Origin of the sequence: Frondihabitans sp. PhB188 (assembly GCF_003752365.1) — a bacterium.
Lineage (GTDB): Bacteria > Actinomycetota > Actinomycetes > Actinomycetales > Microbacteriaceae > Frondihabitans.
The window spans coordinates 170,846-186,225 of record NZ_RJUO01000004.1 but is presented as its reverse complement, the minus strand read 5'-3'; the positions used below and the strand labels follow the sequence as shown (position 1 = coordinate 186,225).

15 protein-coding genes are annotated in these 15,380 nt (G+C 72.0%); 8 read left to right on the top strand and 7 right to left on the bottom strand.

The window, feature by feature from the left end; all coding sequences use genetic code 11:
- Window positions 1-9: 9 nt before the first annotated feature.
- The 3 genes from EDF46_RS12930 to EDF46_RS12920 are packed head-to-tail and all read right to left on the bottom strand — an operon-like array spanning window position 10 to window position 2,943.
- Complete coding sequence (locus tag EDF46_RS12930) at window positions 10-1,323, bottom strand: NAD(P)/FAD-dependent oxidoreductase (protein ID WP_233580028.1); 1,314 nt, start codon at window positions 1,321-1,323, stop codon at window positions 10-12.
- The gene (gene hemE / locus EDF46_RS12925) at window positions 1,320-2,384 is read right to left on the bottom strand and encodes a uroporphyrinogen decarboxylase (protein ID WP_233580027.1); all 1,065 of its coding nucleotides are present in this window, start codon (window positions 2,382-2,384) and stop codon (window positions 1,320-1,322) included. The genes EDF46_RS12930 and hemE overlap by 4 nt, the downstream gene beginning before the upstream one ends.
- A 37-nt stretch (window positions 2,385-2,421) precedes the next feature.
- Window positions 2,422-2,943 carry a GNAT family N-acetyltransferase gene (locus EDF46_RS12920; protein ID WP_123506725.1) on the bottom strand — a complete coding sequence of 174 codons (522 nt, stop codon included), beginning with the start codon at window positions 2,941-2,943 and terminating at the stop codon, window positions 2,422-2,424.
- 80 nt (window positions 2,944-3,023) lie between these two features.
- On the opposite strand from EDF46_RS12920, the gene EDF46_RS12915 reads away from it, so the two are divergent.
- Entirely contained in the window at window positions 3,024-4,301 is a 1,278-nt protein-coding gene (locus EDF46_RS12915) for a glutamyl-tRNA reductase (RefSeq protein WP_123506724.1), read from the top strand.
- 126 nt (window positions 4,302-4,427) lie between these two features.
- On the opposite strand, the gene EDF46_RS12910 is transcribed toward EDF46_RS12915, so the two are convergent.
- Entirely contained in the window at window positions 4,428-5,081 is a 654-nt protein-coding gene (locus EDF46_RS12910; protein WP_123506723.1) for a hypothetical protein, read from the bottom strand.
- Between the two features lie 108 nt (window positions 5,082-5,189).
- On the opposite strand from EDF46_RS12910, the gene EDF46_RS12905 reads away from it, so the two are divergent.
- Together EDF46_RS12905 and EDF46_RS12900 are read left to right on the top strand one after the other, a co-directional pair.
- Complete coding sequence (locus EDF46_RS12905; protein WP_123506722.1) at window positions 5,190-5,588, top strand: NUDIX domain-containing protein; 399 nt, start codon at window positions 5,190-5,192, stop codon at window positions 5,586-5,588.
- Window positions 5,589-5,614: 26 nt separating this feature from the next.
- Window positions 5,615-6,256, top strand: coding sequence for a DUF4232 domain-containing protein (locus EDF46_RS12900; RefSeq protein WP_123506721.1), 642 nt, complete (start codon window positions 5,615-5,617; stop codon window positions 6,254-6,256).
- Window positions 6,257-6,308: 52 nt separating this feature from the next.
- On the opposite strand, the gene EDF46_RS12895 is transcribed toward EDF46_RS12900, so the two are convergent.
- Together EDF46_RS12895 and EDF46_RS12890 are read right to left on the bottom strand one after the other, a co-directional pair.
- Window positions 6,309-7,253, bottom strand: coding sequence for a serine hydrolase (locus EDF46_RS12895; protein ID WP_123506720.1), 945 nt, complete (start codon window positions 7,251-7,253; stop codon window positions 6,309-6,311).
- A gap of 8 nt (window positions 7,254-7,261) precedes the next feature.
- Complete coding sequence (locus tag EDF46_RS12890) at window positions 7,262-9,226, bottom strand: M13 family metallopeptidase (RefSeq protein ID WP_123506719.1); 1,965 nt, start codon at window positions 9,224-9,226, stop codon at window positions 7,262-7,264.
- A gap of 59 nt (window positions 9,227-9,285) precedes the next feature.
- Here EDF46_RS12890 and EDF46_RS12885 point away from each other — a divergent pair, with 59 nt between their 5' ends.
- Both EDF46_RS12885 and EDF46_RS12880 read left to right on the top strand, forming a co-directional pair.
- Window positions 9,286-10,551 carry a uracil-xanthine permease family protein gene (locus EDF46_RS12885; RefSeq protein WP_123506718.1) on the top strand — a complete coding sequence of 422 codons (1,266 nt, stop codon included), beginning with the start codon at window positions 9,286-9,288 and terminating at the stop codon, window positions 10,549-10,551.
- Window positions 10,548-11,861 (top strand): MATE family efflux transporter, encoded by a 1,314-nt coding sequence (locus tag EDF46_RS12880; RefSeq protein WP_233580026.1) that lies wholly within the window; start codon window positions 10,548-10,550, stop codon window positions 11,859-11,861. The genes EDF46_RS12885 and EDF46_RS12880 overlap by 4 nt, the downstream gene beginning before the upstream one ends.
- Here EDF46_RS12880 and EDF46_RS12875 read toward each other — a convergent pair.
- On the bottom strand, window positions 11,858-12,904 hold the full coding sequence (locus tag EDF46_RS12875; RefSeq protein ID WP_123506717.1) for a LacI family DNA-binding transcriptional regulator: 1,047 nt from the start codon (window positions 12,902-12,904) through the stop codon (window positions 11,858-11,860). The two genes, EDF46_RS12880 and EDF46_RS12875, sit on opposite strands and share 4 nt — an antisense overlap.
- Before the next feature lie 140 nt (window positions 12,905-13,044).
- On the opposite strand from EDF46_RS12875, the gene EDF46_RS12870 reads away from it, so the two are divergent.
- From EDF46_RS12870 to EDF46_RS12860, 3 genes are all read left to right on the top strand, one after another.
- Window positions 13,045-14,298 (top strand): sugar MFS transporter, encoded by a 1,254-nt coding sequence (locus EDF46_RS12870; protein ID WP_123506716.1) that lies wholly within the window; start codon window positions 13,045-13,047, stop codon window positions 14,296-14,298.
- A gap of 30 nt (window positions 14,299-14,328) precedes the next feature.
- The gene (nucS, locus tag EDF46_RS12865; RefSeq protein ID WP_123506715.1) at window positions 14,329-15,024 is read left to right on the top strand and encodes an endonuclease NucS; all 696 of its coding nucleotides are present in this window, start codon (window positions 14,329-14,331) and stop codon (window positions 15,022-15,024) included.
- Between the two features lie 80 nt (window positions 15,025-15,104).
- Complete coding sequence (locus tag EDF46_RS12860) at window positions 15,105-15,365, top strand: hypothetical protein (RefSeq protein WP_123506714.1); 261 nt, start codon at window positions 15,105-15,107, stop codon at window positions 15,363-15,365.
- The last annotated feature ends 15 nt before the right edge of the window (window positions 15,366-15,380 follow it).

The following is a 15,380-nucleotide window of genomic DNA, read 5'->3' as shown; positions in this document are numbered from 1 at the left end:
GCGACGTGCTCAGCGCAGCGCGCCCTCGAGCAGGTCGGCGGCCTTGGCCCGGGCGTCGGCGATCACTCCGGCGAGGCCACGACCTGCCACGGCGCCCCCGACGCGGACGACCCCGCTCCCGTCGGCAGGTGCGGCGCCCCGGACGGGCGACGCCCACTCGACTCGGGCGAAGCCGTCGACGGCGGCCGGGTCGAGCCCCGCGCCGAGGATCGCCGACGCGTCGGCGAGCGCGACCTGCCGCAGATCGGCGTCGGTCGTCGCGGGTTCCGCCACGGGCGAGTCGTAGCTGAGGCGCAGCACGTGCCGGCCCTCGGCGCGCTCGGCCACCCACGCCCACTTGATGCTGGCGTGCGTGAGGGCCTTCGCGCGGATGCCGGGGGCGCCGGGTGTGACCAGGACGCCTGTGCCGCGGGGGGCGGTGTCGAGTTCCTGCGCCCGGATCACGAGGGTCGCGAGCGTGATGACGCCCGTGTCGGCCCGTTCGCCCGAGAGGAGGGCGCTGTCGCGGCCGCCCAGCGCGACGACGACGGCCCTCGCCGACAGGGCCTCGCCGCCGTCGAGGACGACGCCGGTGCCGTCGACGGAGCGGACGGACGCGCCGAGCCGGACCTCGACCCCGTACGTCTCGAGGTCGGCGACGAGCTCGTCGACGAGGCGGACGACTCCGCCGCGGATGCCGCCGACGGCTGACCCCGCGGCCGACGACTCCCGCAGCTCGCGCACGGCACGGGCGAGCGAGTTCTGGTGCAGCAGCGCCGCCCGCAGACCGGGGGCGACCCGGTCGACGTCGAGGGTGTCGGGGTGCGCCGAGTGCACGCCCATGACCACGGGCGTCACCAGCTTGTCGAGCACTGCGCGGCCCATGCGGCGGCGCACGAGGGGTCCGAGCTTCTGCTCCTTCGCCCCGATCGGGCCGGGCAGGAGCGAGTCGAGCTCGGCGCGGAGAGCCGCGCCCGTGCCGATCACGTCGATCACGTCTTTCGCCATGGCCGTGCCCGGGATGCCCAGCAGTCCCGTCTTCGGCAACGGGAAGGGCGCGCCGTCGGCCTGGATGATCCAGGCGCCGCGCGGGTCGGGCGCCACGATCTCACTGCCCAGGCCGATCTGCGTCGCCAGGGTCGCGACGGAGTCGGTCTTCGTCGCGAAGCTCTCGGCTCCGGCATCGAGGTCGATCCCCGCGACCGTGTGGCGCATCACCTCGCCGCCCAGCCGCTCGGAGGCCTCCAGGAGCACGACGCGGCGACCGGCCTTGCCCAGGTCGCGCGCGACGACGAGGCCGGCGATGCCGCCGCCGACGACGATCGCGTCCAGAGATCCGCTCACAGTTCGTGGGCCAGCTCGACGATCCGGGTCAGGACCGCCGGGTCGGTGTCGGGGCTCACGCCGTGCCCCAGGTTCAGCACGTGCGCCGGCGCCGCCCTGCCGCGCTCGACCACATCGCGGACGTGCGCCTCCAGCACCGGCCACGGCGCCTGCAGCAGCGCGGGGTTGATGTTGCCCTGCACGACGGTGCGCCCGCCGAGACGACGCGAGGCCTCGTCGAGCGGGATCCGCCAGTCGACTCCCACCGCGTCGGTGCCCACGTCGCGCATCGCCGCGAGCAGCTCGCCCGAGCCGACGCCGAAGTGGATGCGGGGCACCCCGAGGTCGTCGATGTGCGACAGCGCGCGGGCCGACCAGGGCGCGACGTGCTCGACGTAGTCGGCCAGCGACAGCGAGCCCACCCACGAGTCGAACAGCTGACCGGCGCTCGCCCCGGCCATGATCTGCGCGCGCAGGAACTCGCCCGTCGTGTCCGCGGCCCACTCCATCAGGGCGCGCCACGTCTCGGGCTCCGCGTGCATCAGCGTCCGTGCGCGGATGTGGTCTTTCGACGGCCCGCCCTCGACGAGGTACGCCGCCAGGGTGAAGGGCGCCCCGGCGAAGCCGATCAGCGGGGTCGCGCCGAGCTCGGCGACCGTGCGCGCGACGCCCTCGGCGACCGGCGCCAGCGAGTCGGGATCGATCGGGCGCAGCTTCGCCACGTCGGCGGCGGTGCGGATCGGCTCGTTGAGGACGGGGCCGCGACCGGGGACGATCTCGACGCCCACGCCCGCGAGCTTGACCGGCACGACGATGTCGCTGAAGAAGATGCCGGCGTCGACGCCGTGGCGACGGACCGGCTGCAGGGTGATCTCGCTCGAGAGCTCGGGGTCGAGGCAGGCGTCGAGCATCTTCGTGCCCACGCGCAGCTTGCGGTACTCGGGCAGCGACCGTCCGGCCTGCCGCATGAACCATACGGGGAGCGTCTCGGGGCGGTCGCCGCGGAGGGCGCGCACCAGGCTCGACCCCGCGGTCAGGCCGGAGGCGAGCGGGTGCGTGGCGGGGAGGGCGGTCGTGATCACGTCGTGAATTGTCGCATCCCGCGCTGGGCGGTCGGGCTCAGATCGCCTTGCGCAGAACCGCCATGCGGAGGTCGTCGCGGAGCGGCACCCCGAAGCGCTCGTCGCCGTAGGGGAAGGGGATGAACCCGCCCGTGCGCACGTAGGCCCGACGCTCGTAGAAGGCGATGAGCTCGGCGCGCTGCTCGATGACCGTCATCTCGATCTCGGTCAGGTGCCACTCGTCGCGCGCGATGCGCTCGGCCTCGGCCAGCACCCGTGATCCGAGGCCGCCGCCCTGCCCGGTCGGCGTGACCGCGAACATGCCGAAGTAGCCGACGCCGTCGGGCCGGCGCACGACGTTGCAGCACGCCACGATCCGGTCGTCCTCGACGGCGACGATCACGCGTCCGTCCGGATTCGCGAGGTCGACCGCGAGGATGTCGGCGTCGATACGCGGCCCCTCGAGCAGGTCGGCCTCGGTCGTCCAGCCGGCGCGGCTGGCGTCGCCCCGGTAGGCCGACGTGACGAGCTCGACGATCGCCGCGGAGTCGACGGGGGTCGCGGTACGGAAGAGGATCACGCCCCGACCCTACCGAGGGGATCACTCGACGCCGAGTTCAGCCCATGCACAGGTGAAACGGGAGAGTTACCATATCTGTCGTGCTCATCTGCCTGACGGCGTCTCATCAGAACGCCAGCTTCGACCTCCTCGAGAAGTTGAGCGTCGGTGCACCCCTGGCGGCGGGCACCCTGGTCGAATCGAGCGATTTCGTCTCGGGCGCCGTCGTGCTCGCGACGTGCAACCGCTTCGAGGCGTACCTCGACGTCGACGAGCCCCTCACCGCGGCGAGCGCCGTGGCCGTCGAGGCCACGATCCAGACCATGAGCGAGGCCTCGGGCGTCGACCCCGTCGCGCTCCGCACCAGCGTCGACGTCATCACCGGCGACGGGGTCGTCGAGCACCTCTTCGCCGTCAGCTCCGGCCTCGAGTCGGTCGTCGTCGGCGAAGACGAGATATCCGGTCAGGTGCGCCGCGCGCTCGAGCGGGCCCGGCAGGACGGCACGACGTCGTCCGATCTGGAGCGACTCTTCCAGCAGGCCTCGCACACCTCGCGCGGCGTCAAGAACCGCACCAACGTCGGCGGCGCCGGCCGCTCGCTCGTCCGCCTGGCCCTCGAGCTCGCGTCGAGCCGGGTCACCGACTGGGCCCAGGCGCGCATCCTCCTCGTCGGCACCGGGCAGTACGCCGCGACGACCGTCGCCGCCCTGCGCGACCGCGGTGCCGGCGACATCGGCGTCTACTCCGCCTCCGGCCGCGCCCCGTGGTTCGCCGCCAAGCACGAGGTCGCGGCGCACACCGACCTCGCCGAGGCGATCGCCTGGAGCGACATCCTCATCACCTGCACGTCGACGGCCACCCCGCTCGTCACGCCCGATGTCGTCGAGGCAGGCCCGCGCCGCCTCGTCATCGACCTCGGCCTTCCCCGCAACGTCGACCCGCTGGTCGCCCGAGTCGAGGGCGTCGAGATGCTCGACCTCGAGACCATCAGCCTCCACGCCCCGCTCGCCGAGCTGACCGCCGCCGACGATGCCCGCGCGCTCGTGTCCACGGCCGCCGCCGAGTTCCAGGCCGTGGCCGCCGAGCAGTCTCTGTCGCCCGCCGTAGTAGCCCTCCGCAAGCACGTCTTCGACCTCCTCGACGGCGAGATCGAGCGCGCCCGCTCGCGCGGCGATTCCAGCGAGCGCACCGAGCAGGCGCTGCGGCACCTCGCCGGAGTCCTGCTCCACACGCCGTCGGTCCGCGCTCGCGAGCTTGCCCGCGAGGGTCGCGGCGAGGAGTTCCGCGACGGACTCGAAGCGCTCTTCGGGCTGACGGAGACGCGGGCCGCGACGCTCTCGGCGCTGCCCCGCTCGGCCGGCGAGGCGGCGGCGGGCTGATCCTGCGACCGTAGCCGTCGGGCGCGGCCCGCACCGGACGGCACGATCCCGCCGAACCGGCACGGTCCCTCCCCAGAGGTGGAGGGCTCGAACCGAAACGGCGGGCACGACGCCCGGCGGCAGGACTCAGTGCGTCGAGAGCGCCAGCACGTAGTCGGCCACGGTCGACTCGAAGTCGGCGGTGCGGCCGTCGATGAGGCTCGACACCAGCTCGCGCACCATCTCGCAGCGCACGTCGGCCTCGGCCGCAGGCTCGAAGCCGTGCACGCGCTGGGCCGACTGCGAGAACAGCACGGCGACGGGCATGATCAGCTCGTCGAGGAGATCGGGCGCCCACGCGCCGAGCAGCGCGCGGGCTACCTCGAGGAAGAGCGCGACGTCGCAGGGCGCCGTCAGCCCGAACAGCTCGACGACGGTGAACCGCTGCGCGTCGCCGTCGATGAGTCCGCGCTTCGCGTCGCACCGGGGGCCGGCGGTCACCGCAGAGACCATGGCCCGCGCGAGCCGGTGCAGCATCACCTGAGTGGCCTCCGGGGTCCAGCAGACGATGCCGCCCGTCGTCGTCGCCCGACGCGAGACAAGCCCGAGGCACCAGGCCTCGTCGAGCGCGGCGCCGGCCTCGGCCAGCGACAGTCCGTGCTCGTGGGCGAGCTGCTCGACGTGGACGCCGTCGCCGGGAAGGTGCCGCCCGGTGGCGATGTCGACGAGCAGGTAGTCGACGGGGTCGATGACGATGGCGGGCAGAAGGGCGGTAGCGGTGGCGGTGGTCCCTGCGGTCATGGGGGAGGTCCTGATCTCATCGGGGTGAACGGGTGATGAATGCAATATTTCACAGTTATATCCGCTCGTCAATAGCAGAGGGCGCAGGAACTCGGGAGAATGTCTCCCATGCACCCGATCGTCGTCTCCGCGCTGGCCCTCGTCCGCGAGCGGAGGCTGCTCATGGTCACCGCCCGGGGCCGCGACGTGCTCTACCTGCCGGGCGGCAAGGTCGAGCCGGGTGAGTCCGGTGCGGAGGCCGTCGTGCGCGAGTCGCTCGAAGAAGTGTCGCTGGCCCTCGATCCGGCATCGATCGTGGAGCTCTTCACCGTGAGCGAGCAGGCTCACGGCGAGCCCGACGGCCGCCTGGTCGAGATGACCCTCTTCACAGCCGACACGCCCGACGAGCCCGTCCCCTCAGCCGAGGTCGGCGCGATCACCTGGACCACGACGGCCGATGCCTGGCGGTGTCCGCCTGCAGGACGGGAGACGCTCCGGCGATTGTCATCCCTCGGACTGATCGACTGACCCGGTCTGCGTGGCACAGTGGAGCCATGCGCACCAGAACCACTTTCACCGTCCTCGCCCTCAGCGCCCTCACGGTCGCCGGTCTCGCCGGGTGCTCCTCGTCGAACGACGCCGCCGAGCCCACCGCGACCGAGACGGTGACGACGACGGCCGAGCCGACCACCCCGGCGACGACTCCGACGCCGAGCGAATCCGTCTCCGCCACGCCGACGAAGACGACGCCGGCGGGCGGCGGCGGCACGACGGTCTCCTCGTGCACCTCGTCGAACCTCGCCGCGAGCATCGCCGAGGGCGACGGAGGCGCCGCCGGCACGATCGGGATCACCCTCGTGCTCACCAACAAGGGGTCGGCCTCGTGCACCCTGCAGGGATGGCCCGGCGTCTCGCTCGTGGGCGGCGGCACCGGCACGCAGATCGGCGCCGCGGCGAAGTTCGATCGCACGACCCCCCACGGCACAGTCACTCTCGCGTCGGGCTCGACCGCGAAGGCCGACCTCCGCTACCTGCAGGCCGGCAACTTCGACAGGGCCAAGTGCAAGCCGACCGCGACCGACGGGTTCCGCGTCTACCCTCCCGGGCAGAAGGCCTCGGTCTTCGCCGCCTACAAGGGCGTGACCGGCTGCAAGTCGACGTCGGTGCAGCTGCTCACCGTCGGCGCGCTGCAGTAGCCCGCGGCGCACGCGTCGAGCACAGGCCAGCGGCAAGCACGGGGCGCAGGAACTAGCTCACGTACTCGAGCAGATCCAGCCCGACGGTCCGGAGCACGTCGAGCACCCGCAGCCGCGTCGGCAGGTCGGCATCGTCGAACGCCACGGTCGCCGCGTACGCGACGCCCCGGCGGCGACCGCGCAGCGCCCCGGCTTCAGAGCGAACACCCTGGTCGGCCCCGGTGAGGTTCACGAGCTGGAGGCCGTGGTCGCGCGCCCGATGGGCGACGGGGTCGAGCCCGAAGGCGGCGGCGACCATGCTCAGGTCGCTGCCGGTGGAGAGCCAGCCCAGCACGCGGTTGCTGACGGCGGTGTCGACGCAGCGGCCGCCGACGAGGTCGCCGAAGAGGCCCTGCAGCTCGAGGGCTGATCCGATCGAGAACTGCGGTGCGTCGTCGGGCCCGCGGGTGGCCCGGGCGTAGTCGAGCAGCGCCGTTCGGTTCAGGCCGAGCTCTTCGGCGCGGGCGTGGACGGCATCGAGGCCGACGAGCCGGATCAGGGCGTTCGTGGCGACGGGGTCGCGGAAGGCCCCCACGAGGGTCGCGGCATCGAGCACCCGGAGCGACGGCACCAGCATCGACGACCAGAGCCCGACGACGCGGGGGTCGTCGACGCGCGTCTCGCCCGCGCCGTCACCCGTGGCCGACTCGCGCGACACCTCGTCGACCGGCCCCAGACGACCGTCCGCAAGGCGCGCGGCGACCTCGACGAGCAGCAGCAGCCCGCCGACCTCGGCGGTCGGCAGGGCGATCTTCTCGTCGATCGCCAGCACGACCTCGCCGGTGTCGAGATCGGCGGCCGACGCCGACACCCGTGCCTCGGCGAAGGCCAGGGTGCCGAGCGCCGTGAAGCTGCGCTCGAACGGCTCGGCCGCCCGCTCGCCGCGGTGCCGGCCCGGATCGCGCGGCACGTCGCGCGACCGGCGGCCGCGTCGACTGTCGATACCGGGGTCAGCCATCGGAGCGGCTACCAGATCGTGACGCGCTCATCTTCTGGCAGCCAGAGCGCGTCGGCGTCGGACACCGCGAAGGCGACGTAGAACTCGTCGATGTTGCGGACGATCTGGTTGCACCGGAACTCGTTGGGCGAGTGCGGGTCGATCGACATGAGACGGATGGCCTCCTCGTCGCGGATCTTCATCTGCCAGGCCTGCGCCCAGCTCAGGAAGAAGCGCTGCGCGCCGGTCAGTCCGTCGATCACCGGCGGCTCCTGGCCGTCGAGCGAGATCAGGTACGCCTTCCACGCGATCGAGAGGCCGCCGAGGTCGCCGATGTTCTCGCCGATGGTGAGCGCGCCGTTGACATGGTGACCGGGGGTCTGCGCCGGCTCGAGCGCGTCGTACTGGGCGATGAGCGATGAGGTGAGCTTCTCGAACGCCTCGCGGTCGGCCGGGGTCCACCAGTCGGTGAGCTTGCCGTCGCCGTCGTACTTCGAGCCCTGGTCGTCGAAGCCGTGGCCGATCTCGTGGCCGATCACCGCTCCGATCGCACCGTAGTTGGCGGCCGCGTCGCGGTTCTCGTCGAAGAACGGGAACTGCAGGATCGCCGCCGGGAACACGATCTCGTTGAAGCCCGGGTTGTAGTACGCGTTGATCGTCTGCGGGGTCATGAACCACTCGTCGCGGTCGATCGGCTTGCCGATCTTGCCGAGCTCGCGGTCGAAGCCGAAGACGGCGGTGGCGCGGATGTTGCCGACGAGGTCGGTCGCATCGATCTCGAGCTTCGAGTAGTCGCGCCACTTCACCGGGAAGCCGATCTTGGGCGTGAACTTGTCGAGCTTGTCGAGGGCGCGGGTGCGCGTCTCGTCGGTCATCCACGCGAGGCCCGTGATGCTCTGGCGGTAGGCCTCGACGAGGTTCGCGACCAGGACGTCCATCGCGACCTTCGCCTCGGGCTGGAAGTTCCGCTCGACGTAGATGCGGCCGACGGCCTCGCCCATGGCGCCCTCGACCAGCGAGACGCCGCGCTTCCAGCGGGCGCGCTGCACGGGGGTGCCGGTGAGGGTCTTGCCGTAGAACTCGAAGTTCGCCTTCACGAAGCCGCTCGAGAGGTACGCGGCGAACGAGCGGACGATCTGCCAGCGCAGCCAGTCGCGCCACGCGTCGAGCTGGTCGTCGACGAGCAGCGTTGCGAGGCCGGTGACGAACGAGGGCTGGCGCACGACGATCTCGTCGAAGACGCCGGCGGGAGCGCCGACCGCGTCGCGCCAGATCGAGAGGTCGACGCCCTCGGCGAGCGCCGCCGCATCGGACCACGGCAGGAGGTTGTAGGTCTTCTCGGACTCGCGGGTCGCCACGTTGTCCCAGTGGTGCGAGGCGATGGCGGTCTCGAGCGCGACGACGCGAGCGGCGCGCTCGGCCGCCTGGTCGAAGCCGGCGCGCTCGAGCTGCGAGGCGACGAACGCCTCGTAGGCGGTGCGGATCGACGTGAACTTCTCGTCGCGGTAGTAGGACTCGTCGGGGAGGCCGAGGCCGGCCTGCTCGAGGAACACCATGTAGCGCTCCGGGTTGCCCGGGTCGTTGTCGACGAAGAGCTGCGCGAAGCCCGAGACGCCCTGCAGCTCGAACCGGCCGACGGCCTGCAGCAGCGCGGCGACGTCCGTCACGTCGTCGACGCTCGCCAGCAGCGGCTGGATCGGTGTCGCCCCGAGCTCTTCGGCGCGGTCTTCGTCGAGGAAGCTCGCGAACAGGTCGCCGACCTTGCGGGCCTCGCTGCCCGGCTCGGCCTCCTGCGACTCGTCGATGATGTCGCGCACGGCCTGCTCGGCGGCCTCGGCCAGCAGGTAGAACGAGCCCCAGCGAGCCTTGTCTTCGGGGATCTCGGTCTCGCGGATCCAGGTGCCGTTGACGTGGCGGAAGAGGTCGTCTTGGGGCCGGGTGGCGGGGTCGAGGGCGTCGGTGGCGATTCCGGACTTCGAGGAGACATCGGTCATGGGGGCAAGCCTAGGCGTGTGGTCCGACAGCCGCGATCGGCTCCCAGTACAGTCACTGCATGGCCCTCCCCTGGAAGCTCCACGCCGACGGCAAGGCGGTCGACCAGACCGCGATCGTGCTCCCGGAGGAGCGGCTGTCCTGGCCGCGCACGGTGGGGCTGGGCGCACAGCACGTGGTCGCCATGTTCGGCGCCACGTTCCTGGTTCCCATCATCACCGGCTTCCCGCCCACCACGACGCTCCTCTTCTCGGGCATCGGCACCTTGCTCTTCCTGGTCATCACGAAGAACCGCCTGCCCAGCTACCTCGGCTCGTCGTTCGCCTTCATCGCCCCGATCGGCGCCGCGACCAAGATCGGCGGGATCCCGCTCGCGCTCAGCGGCATCATCGTCGTCGGCGCGCTGCTGGCGGTCGTCGGCCTCATCGTCCACGTGCTCGGCACGAAGTGGATCGACGCGTTGCTGCCGCCCGTCGTGTCGGGCTCGATCGTCGCCCTCATCGGCTTCAACCTGGCCCCGACGGCGGGGGCGAACTTCCAGAAGGCGCCGGTGATCGCCGTCATCACCCTGGCCGCGGTCGTCCTCGCGGCGGTCGTGTTCCGCGGCATCCTCGGCCGGCTCTCGATCGTCGTCGGCGTCGTCGTGGGCTATGTCGCCGCCGTCATCAGCGGGGCCGTCGACTTCAGCAAGGTCGACGACGCGGCGTGGCTCGGCCTCCCCCAGTTCACGGCGCCGTCGTTCGAGGCGACGCACATCGCCGTCTACGTGGGCTTCCTGCCGGTCGTGCTCGCCCTCGTCGCCGAGAACGTCGGCCATGTGAAGGGGGTCGGCCAGCTCACCGGCCGCAACCTCGACGACCTCACCGGCCGAGCGCTCTTCGCCGACGGCCTCAGCACCGTGATCGCTGGCATCGGCGGGGGCTCGGCGACCACGACCTACGGCGAGAACATCGGCGTCATGAGCGCGACGCGCGTGTTCTCGACCGCGGCCTACTGGGTCGCCGGCGTCATCGCGATCCTGCTCGGGCTCTCGCCCAAGATCGGCGCCGTCATCGCAACCGTGCCCCCGGGCGTCATCGGCGGCGTGACCGTGGCGCTCTACGGTCTGATCGGGATCATCGGAATCCGCATCTGGGTCGAGAACGGGGTCGACTTCTCGAAGCCGAAGAACCAGCTCACCGCCGGGATCGCACTCGTCGCCGGCATCGCGAACCTGACCTTCACGGCCGGCGGCGCGGTCTTCGAGGGCATCATCATCGGCACCGTCGCCGCCGTCGTCGTCTACCACCTGATGAGCGCGATCGGGCGGGCGCGCGGCACCGAGTGACCGCACCCGCGCGGGCGCTCGACCGCGAGATCGCCCGGCTGGCCGTCCCGGCGCTGGGTGCCCTGATCGCCGAGCCGCTCTTCCTGCTGACCGACACGGCCCTCGTCGGCCACCTCGGGGCGGCGCCGCTGGCCGGCCTCGGCATCGCCGGCGTGATCCTCCAGACGGCGGTGGGGCTGCTGATCTTCCTCGCCTACGCGACGACTCCGACCGTGGCCAGACGCCTCGGCGCGGGCGATCGCACCGGGGCGCTCCGGGCCGGCATCGACGGGCTGTGGTTCGCGCTGCTGATCGGCGTCGTCCTGCTCGTGGTGGGTGCTCTGGGTGCAGGAACCCTGGTGCTCGCGTTCCAGACCGGGCCCGCCGTCTCCGAGCAGGCCACGAAGTACCTCGTCATCTCGGTGCTCGGCCTCCCGGCGATGCTGTTCGTCATCGCGGCGACGGGGCTCCTGCGCGGACTCCAGGACACCCGCACGCCGCTCGTCGTCGCGACGGCGGGATTCGCCGCCAACGCGGGCCTCAACGCCCTGTTCATCTACGGCTTCCACTGGGGCATCGCCGGGTCGGCGGCGGGCACCGTCGTCGCGCAGTGGGGCATGGCGGCGGTCTACGCGGTCATCGCTGTCCGGGCGGCCCGCGCCGTCGGGGCCCCGCTGCGACCGGGACTCGGAGGCGTGGGCAGGACGGCCTCCGCCGGCGGCTGGCTGCTGATCAGGAGCGCGGCCCTTCGGCTGGCCATGCTCGCCACGGTCTGGGCGGCCGGGATGCTCGGCGTGCCGGGGCTCGCCGCCGTGCAGGTCGCCCTGACCCTCTTCTCGACGCTGGCGTTCGCGCTGGATGCCCTCGCGATCGCCGGCCAGGCGATGGTCGGGCACGCGCTCGGGGCCGGCGATGCGGCGCGGGTGCGCGCCGTCACGCGGAGACTGCTGACATGGGGCGTCGCGGGCGGAGCCGTGCTCGGGCTGCTGCTCGCCAGCGCGGCGGGGGTGCTGCCCGGCGTCTTCACGGGCGATGGGGCCGTGCGGGCGATGCTCCCCGGGATCCTGCGCGCCATGGCCGTCGGGGTGCCGCTCGCCGGCCTGGTCTTCGTGCTCGACGGGGTCCTGCTCGGCGCCGGCGACGCCCGCTACCTCGCCTGGACCGGCCTCGTCGACGTGGCCGTGTACCTCCCGCTGCTGTGGTGGGCGGTCGCGGGCGACGGCGGGCCGGTCGCGCTCTGGCTGGCCTTCGGCATCGGCTACATCGGGGCTCGAGCCGTCACGCTCGGCGTCCGCGCCGCCGGCTCGCGCTGGATCGTCACCGGCGCCTAGCGCGGCGGGGCCGTCGTCGCCCCGCGCCGGAACGCCGACGTGAACGAGACCGAGCGGCCCTCGCGGCCGGCGAGCAGCTCGAGGATGCCGCGCCCCGCCGCCTGCCCCTTCGCGAACCCCGGCTGCACCATGGTCGTCAGCTCGGCGGCGACCGGGTCGTCGATCCGCACGCCGTCGAACCCGACGACGCTGAGGTCGCCGGGCACGGCCAGGCCGAGCTCGGCCGCGGCCCGGATGACCCCGACGGCGAGGAGGTCGCTCTGCGCGATGACGGCGGTCGGCCGCGTCTCGGGATCGCCGAGCAGCGCCAGCCCGGCGATGCGCCCCTCGTCGACCGTGCTTCCGAGCGTGGTGAGCCCGCCGGCCGCGGGGAAGACCTCGCGGGCGCCGTGGACGCGCTCGAGGGCAGTGTGCGACGTGGCTCGGGCGAGGAGTTTCTGCGTCACTCTGCTTCTGCGGCGGTCGCGGTCGAGCTCGAGGGTGACCAGAGCGACGTCGGAGTGGCCCAGGCCCTTGAGGTGCTCGGCGAGCGAGCGCGTGGCCTCGCGGTTGTCGAGGCCGATGTCGAGCACCCCGGGGATCGGGCGGCCCTCGATGGCGACCACCGGGATACCGCGACGCAGCAGGATCGCGACCTTCTCGTCGACGACCGGGCTGCACCCGAACAGCACGGCCGCGTCGACCGGTGCGTCGACGAGGGTGGACCGACCGGCGGCGGTCTCGGTGAGCAGCAGCAGCGAGTTGCCCGCCGGGCCTGTCAGGTCGGCGATCCCGTCGAGCATCGCGAGGTTCATCGGGTCGCGGAAGGCGTCGCGCAGGGACTCCTCGAGCACCACGCCGACGATGCCCGACCGTCCGCGCCGCAGCGACCGGGCGCGCGGGTCGGGACCGGCGTAGCCGAGCGTCCGTGCCGCGTCGAGCACCTTCTCGCGCGTGGACGCCGACACGGGGCCGGAGTCGTTGAAGGCCAGGGAGGCCGTCGACGCCGAGACACCGGCCAGCTTCGCCACGGAGGCGAGGGTGGGCCGGGTCGCGATGCTCATGCTCCAGAACTGTAGTCGCACTCGAATCGATTCGACGAAGGTCTTGTCGGAGTCGCCGGTGGCTTGATAGCGTGTGGTCGATCCCGCGGGTCGAATCGATTCGAGTCGCGCCACCTGCACGCACGAACCGAAGAGAACCGATGGCGACCCCCTCCTCCCTCGACACCCGCACCTACGACGGCGGCCTGACCCGGCGCGACGTGGTCCGCTGGCGCAATGCCCTCTTCGTGATCTTCGCCCTGTCGGGCCTGGCCATCGCGACCTGGCTCGGCCGTGTGCCGTCGATCCGCGACCTGCTGCACGCCAGCACCCTGCAGATGGGGTTCCTCGCGTTCGGCATCAGCGTCGGAGCCATCGTCGGCGTCATCTCGTCGAGCCACATCATCGCCTCGTTCGGTGCGAAGAAGACCGCGACCGGCGCGCTCCTCGTCGTCGCCGTCGGCCTGATCGTGGCCGGCATCAGCGCCACCCTCGGCGCCGGGTTCTGGGCGATCCTCGTCGGCATGGCGATCGTCGGCTTCGGCAACGGCACGCTCGACGTCGCGATGAATGTCTCGGCCGCGGCCTGCGAGCGCGTGCTCGGCAAGACCGTGATGCCGCTCTTCCACGCCTCTTTCAGCCTCGGCACGATGGTCGGGGCTCTGCTCGGCGCCGGTGCGGAGCGGCTGTCGCTGCCCGTCGCCGTCCACGTCTCGACGGTCGCCGTCGTGATCGCCGTCGCCGGAGTCGTCTTCGTGCGCCGCTTCCAGTCCGAGGAGCTCGGGCACGCCGCCCAGACCGACGGCGCCGGCGCGACCGAGAGCTCGTGGCGCGGCCGCCTGGCCATCTGGGCCACACCCGGCACGATCCTGATCGGCCTCATCGTGCTCGGCATGTCGACCGCCGAGGGCTCGGCGAACGACTGGCTGGCCCTCGCGATGGTCGACGGCCATGGCGTGAGCAACGCCGCCGGATCGAGCATCCTCTTCGTCTTCCTGACCGCGATGACCGTGGCACGCGTCGCCGGCTCGCCGCTCATCGACCGGTACGGCCGCGTGCTGATGCTGCGCCTCTCGGCCGTGTCGGCGATCGTGGGCCTGCTGCTCGTGATCCTGTCGCCGGTCGTGTGGCTGGCCGTGATCGGCGTCGTGTTCTGGGGCTTCGGGGCCGCTCTCGGCTTCCCGGTCGGCCTCTCGGCCGCCGCCGACGACTCCCGCAACGCGGCGGCCCGCGTGAGCGCCGTCGCCACGATCGGCTACGTCGCCTTCCTGGCCCTGCCGCCGGTGATCGGCGTGCTCGGCGAGCGCTTCGGGCTGCTGCACTCGCTGTTCGTGGTGTTCGCGCTGATCGTCGTCGCCGGGCTCGTATCGGGTGCCGCGCGCGAGCCGTCGCGGCGCCGCCCCGTCGAGAGCTAGCCGCCCCCGCCGCGCGTTAGGCTCGTCGTCGTGCGTCTCGTCATTGCCCGCTGCTCCGTCGACTACGCGGGGCGCCTCTCGGCCCATCTCCCGCTCGCCACCCGCCTTTTGATGGTGAAGAGCGACGGCAGCCTGCTGGTCCACTCCGACGGCGGCAGCTACAAGCCGCTCAACTGGATGAGCCCGCCGTGCAGCATCACGACGGAGGAGCCCGACGACGACCAGCGCGAAGCCGGGATCGTCGAGCTCTGGAAGGTCACGCAGGGCAAGACCAACGACGTGCTCCTGGTGTCGATCCACGAGTTCCTGCACGATTCGGCTCATGAGCTCGGCATCGATCCCGGCCTGGTCAAGGACGGCGTCGAGGCGCACCTGCAGAAGCTGATGGCCGAGCAGATCGAGGTGCTGGGCGACGGTCACACCCTGGTGCGCCGCGAGTACATGACCGCGATCGGGCCGGTCGACATCCTGGCGCGCGACGCGAAGGGCGGCGCCGTCGCTGTCGAGATCAAGCGGCGCGGAGACATCGACGGCGTCGAGCAGCTCACCCGGTACCTCGAGCTGATGAACCGCGACCCGCACCTGAAGCCGGTGCAGGGCGTGTTCGCCGCTCAGGAGATCAAGCCGCAGGCCCGCACGCTCGCCGAAGACCGGGGCATCCGCTGCGTCGTGCTCGACTACGACGAGATGCGCGGCATGGACGACGGACACTCGCGCCTGTTCTGACGATCGGCTTCTGAAATACAGTATTGACTTCGTGGAGAGACCTCGTAGGATGTGAAATACACAATCCGAAAGGCTCTCTCATGTCCACTCCGCTCTTCGACCAGCTCGTCTCGACCGCCTCCCCGCTCTCCCGCCACGTCGTCGCCCCGATCGCGACCCGCCGCCGCCAGCCCGCCGCACCCGTCCTCTCCGAGACCGAGCCGCTCACGGTCGACGAGCTGACCACCGCCGAGCGTGAGATCGTCGCCGAGATGGGCGGCTCCGTCGCGCGACTGATCCTCCGCATGCTCGACGACGACACGACGTCGAAGCGTCGCTGGCCCTTCCACGAGGTCCGCTGATCCGCTCCCCTGCCA

Excerpts from the sequence above, each read along its gene's own strand:
- EDF46_RS12910 (WP_123506723.1), bottom strand. The coding sequence starts at position 5,081 with ATGACCGCAGGGACCACCGCCACCGCTACCGCCCTTCTGCCCGCCATC.
- EDF46_RS12905 (WP_123506722.1), top strand. The coding sequence starts at position 5,190 with ATGCACCCGATCGTCGTCTCCGCGCTGGCCCTCGTCCGCGAGCGGAGG.
- EDF46_RS12900 (WP_123506721.1), top strand. The coding sequence starts at position 5,615 with ATGCGCACCAGAACCACTTTCACCGTCCTCGCCCTCAGCGCCCTCACG.
- EDF46_RS12895 (WP_123506720.1), bottom strand. The coding sequence starts at position 7,253 with ATGGCTGACCCCGGTATCGACAGTCGACGCGGCCGCCGGTCGCGCGAC.
- EDF46_RS12890 (WP_123506719.1), bottom strand. The coding sequence starts at position 9,226 with ATGACCGATGTCTCCTCGAAGTCCGGAATCGCCACCGACGCCCTCGAC.
- EDF46_RS12885 (WP_123506718.1), top strand. The coding sequence starts at position 9,286 with ATGGCCCTCCCCTGGAAGCTCCACGCCGACGGCAAGGCGGTCGACCAG.
- EDF46_RS12875 (WP_123506717.1), bottom strand. The coding sequence starts at position 12,904 with ATGAGCATCGCGACCCGGCCCACCCTCGCCTCCGTGGCGAAGCTGGCC.
- EDF46_RS12870 (WP_123506716.1), top strand. The coding sequence starts at position 13,045 with ATGGCGACCCCCTCCTCCCTCGACACCCGCACCTACGACGGCGGCCTG.
- EDF46_RS12860 (WP_123506714.1), top strand. The coding sequence starts at position 15,105 with ATGTCCACTCCGCTCTTCGACCAGCTCGTCTCGACCGCCTCCCCGCTC.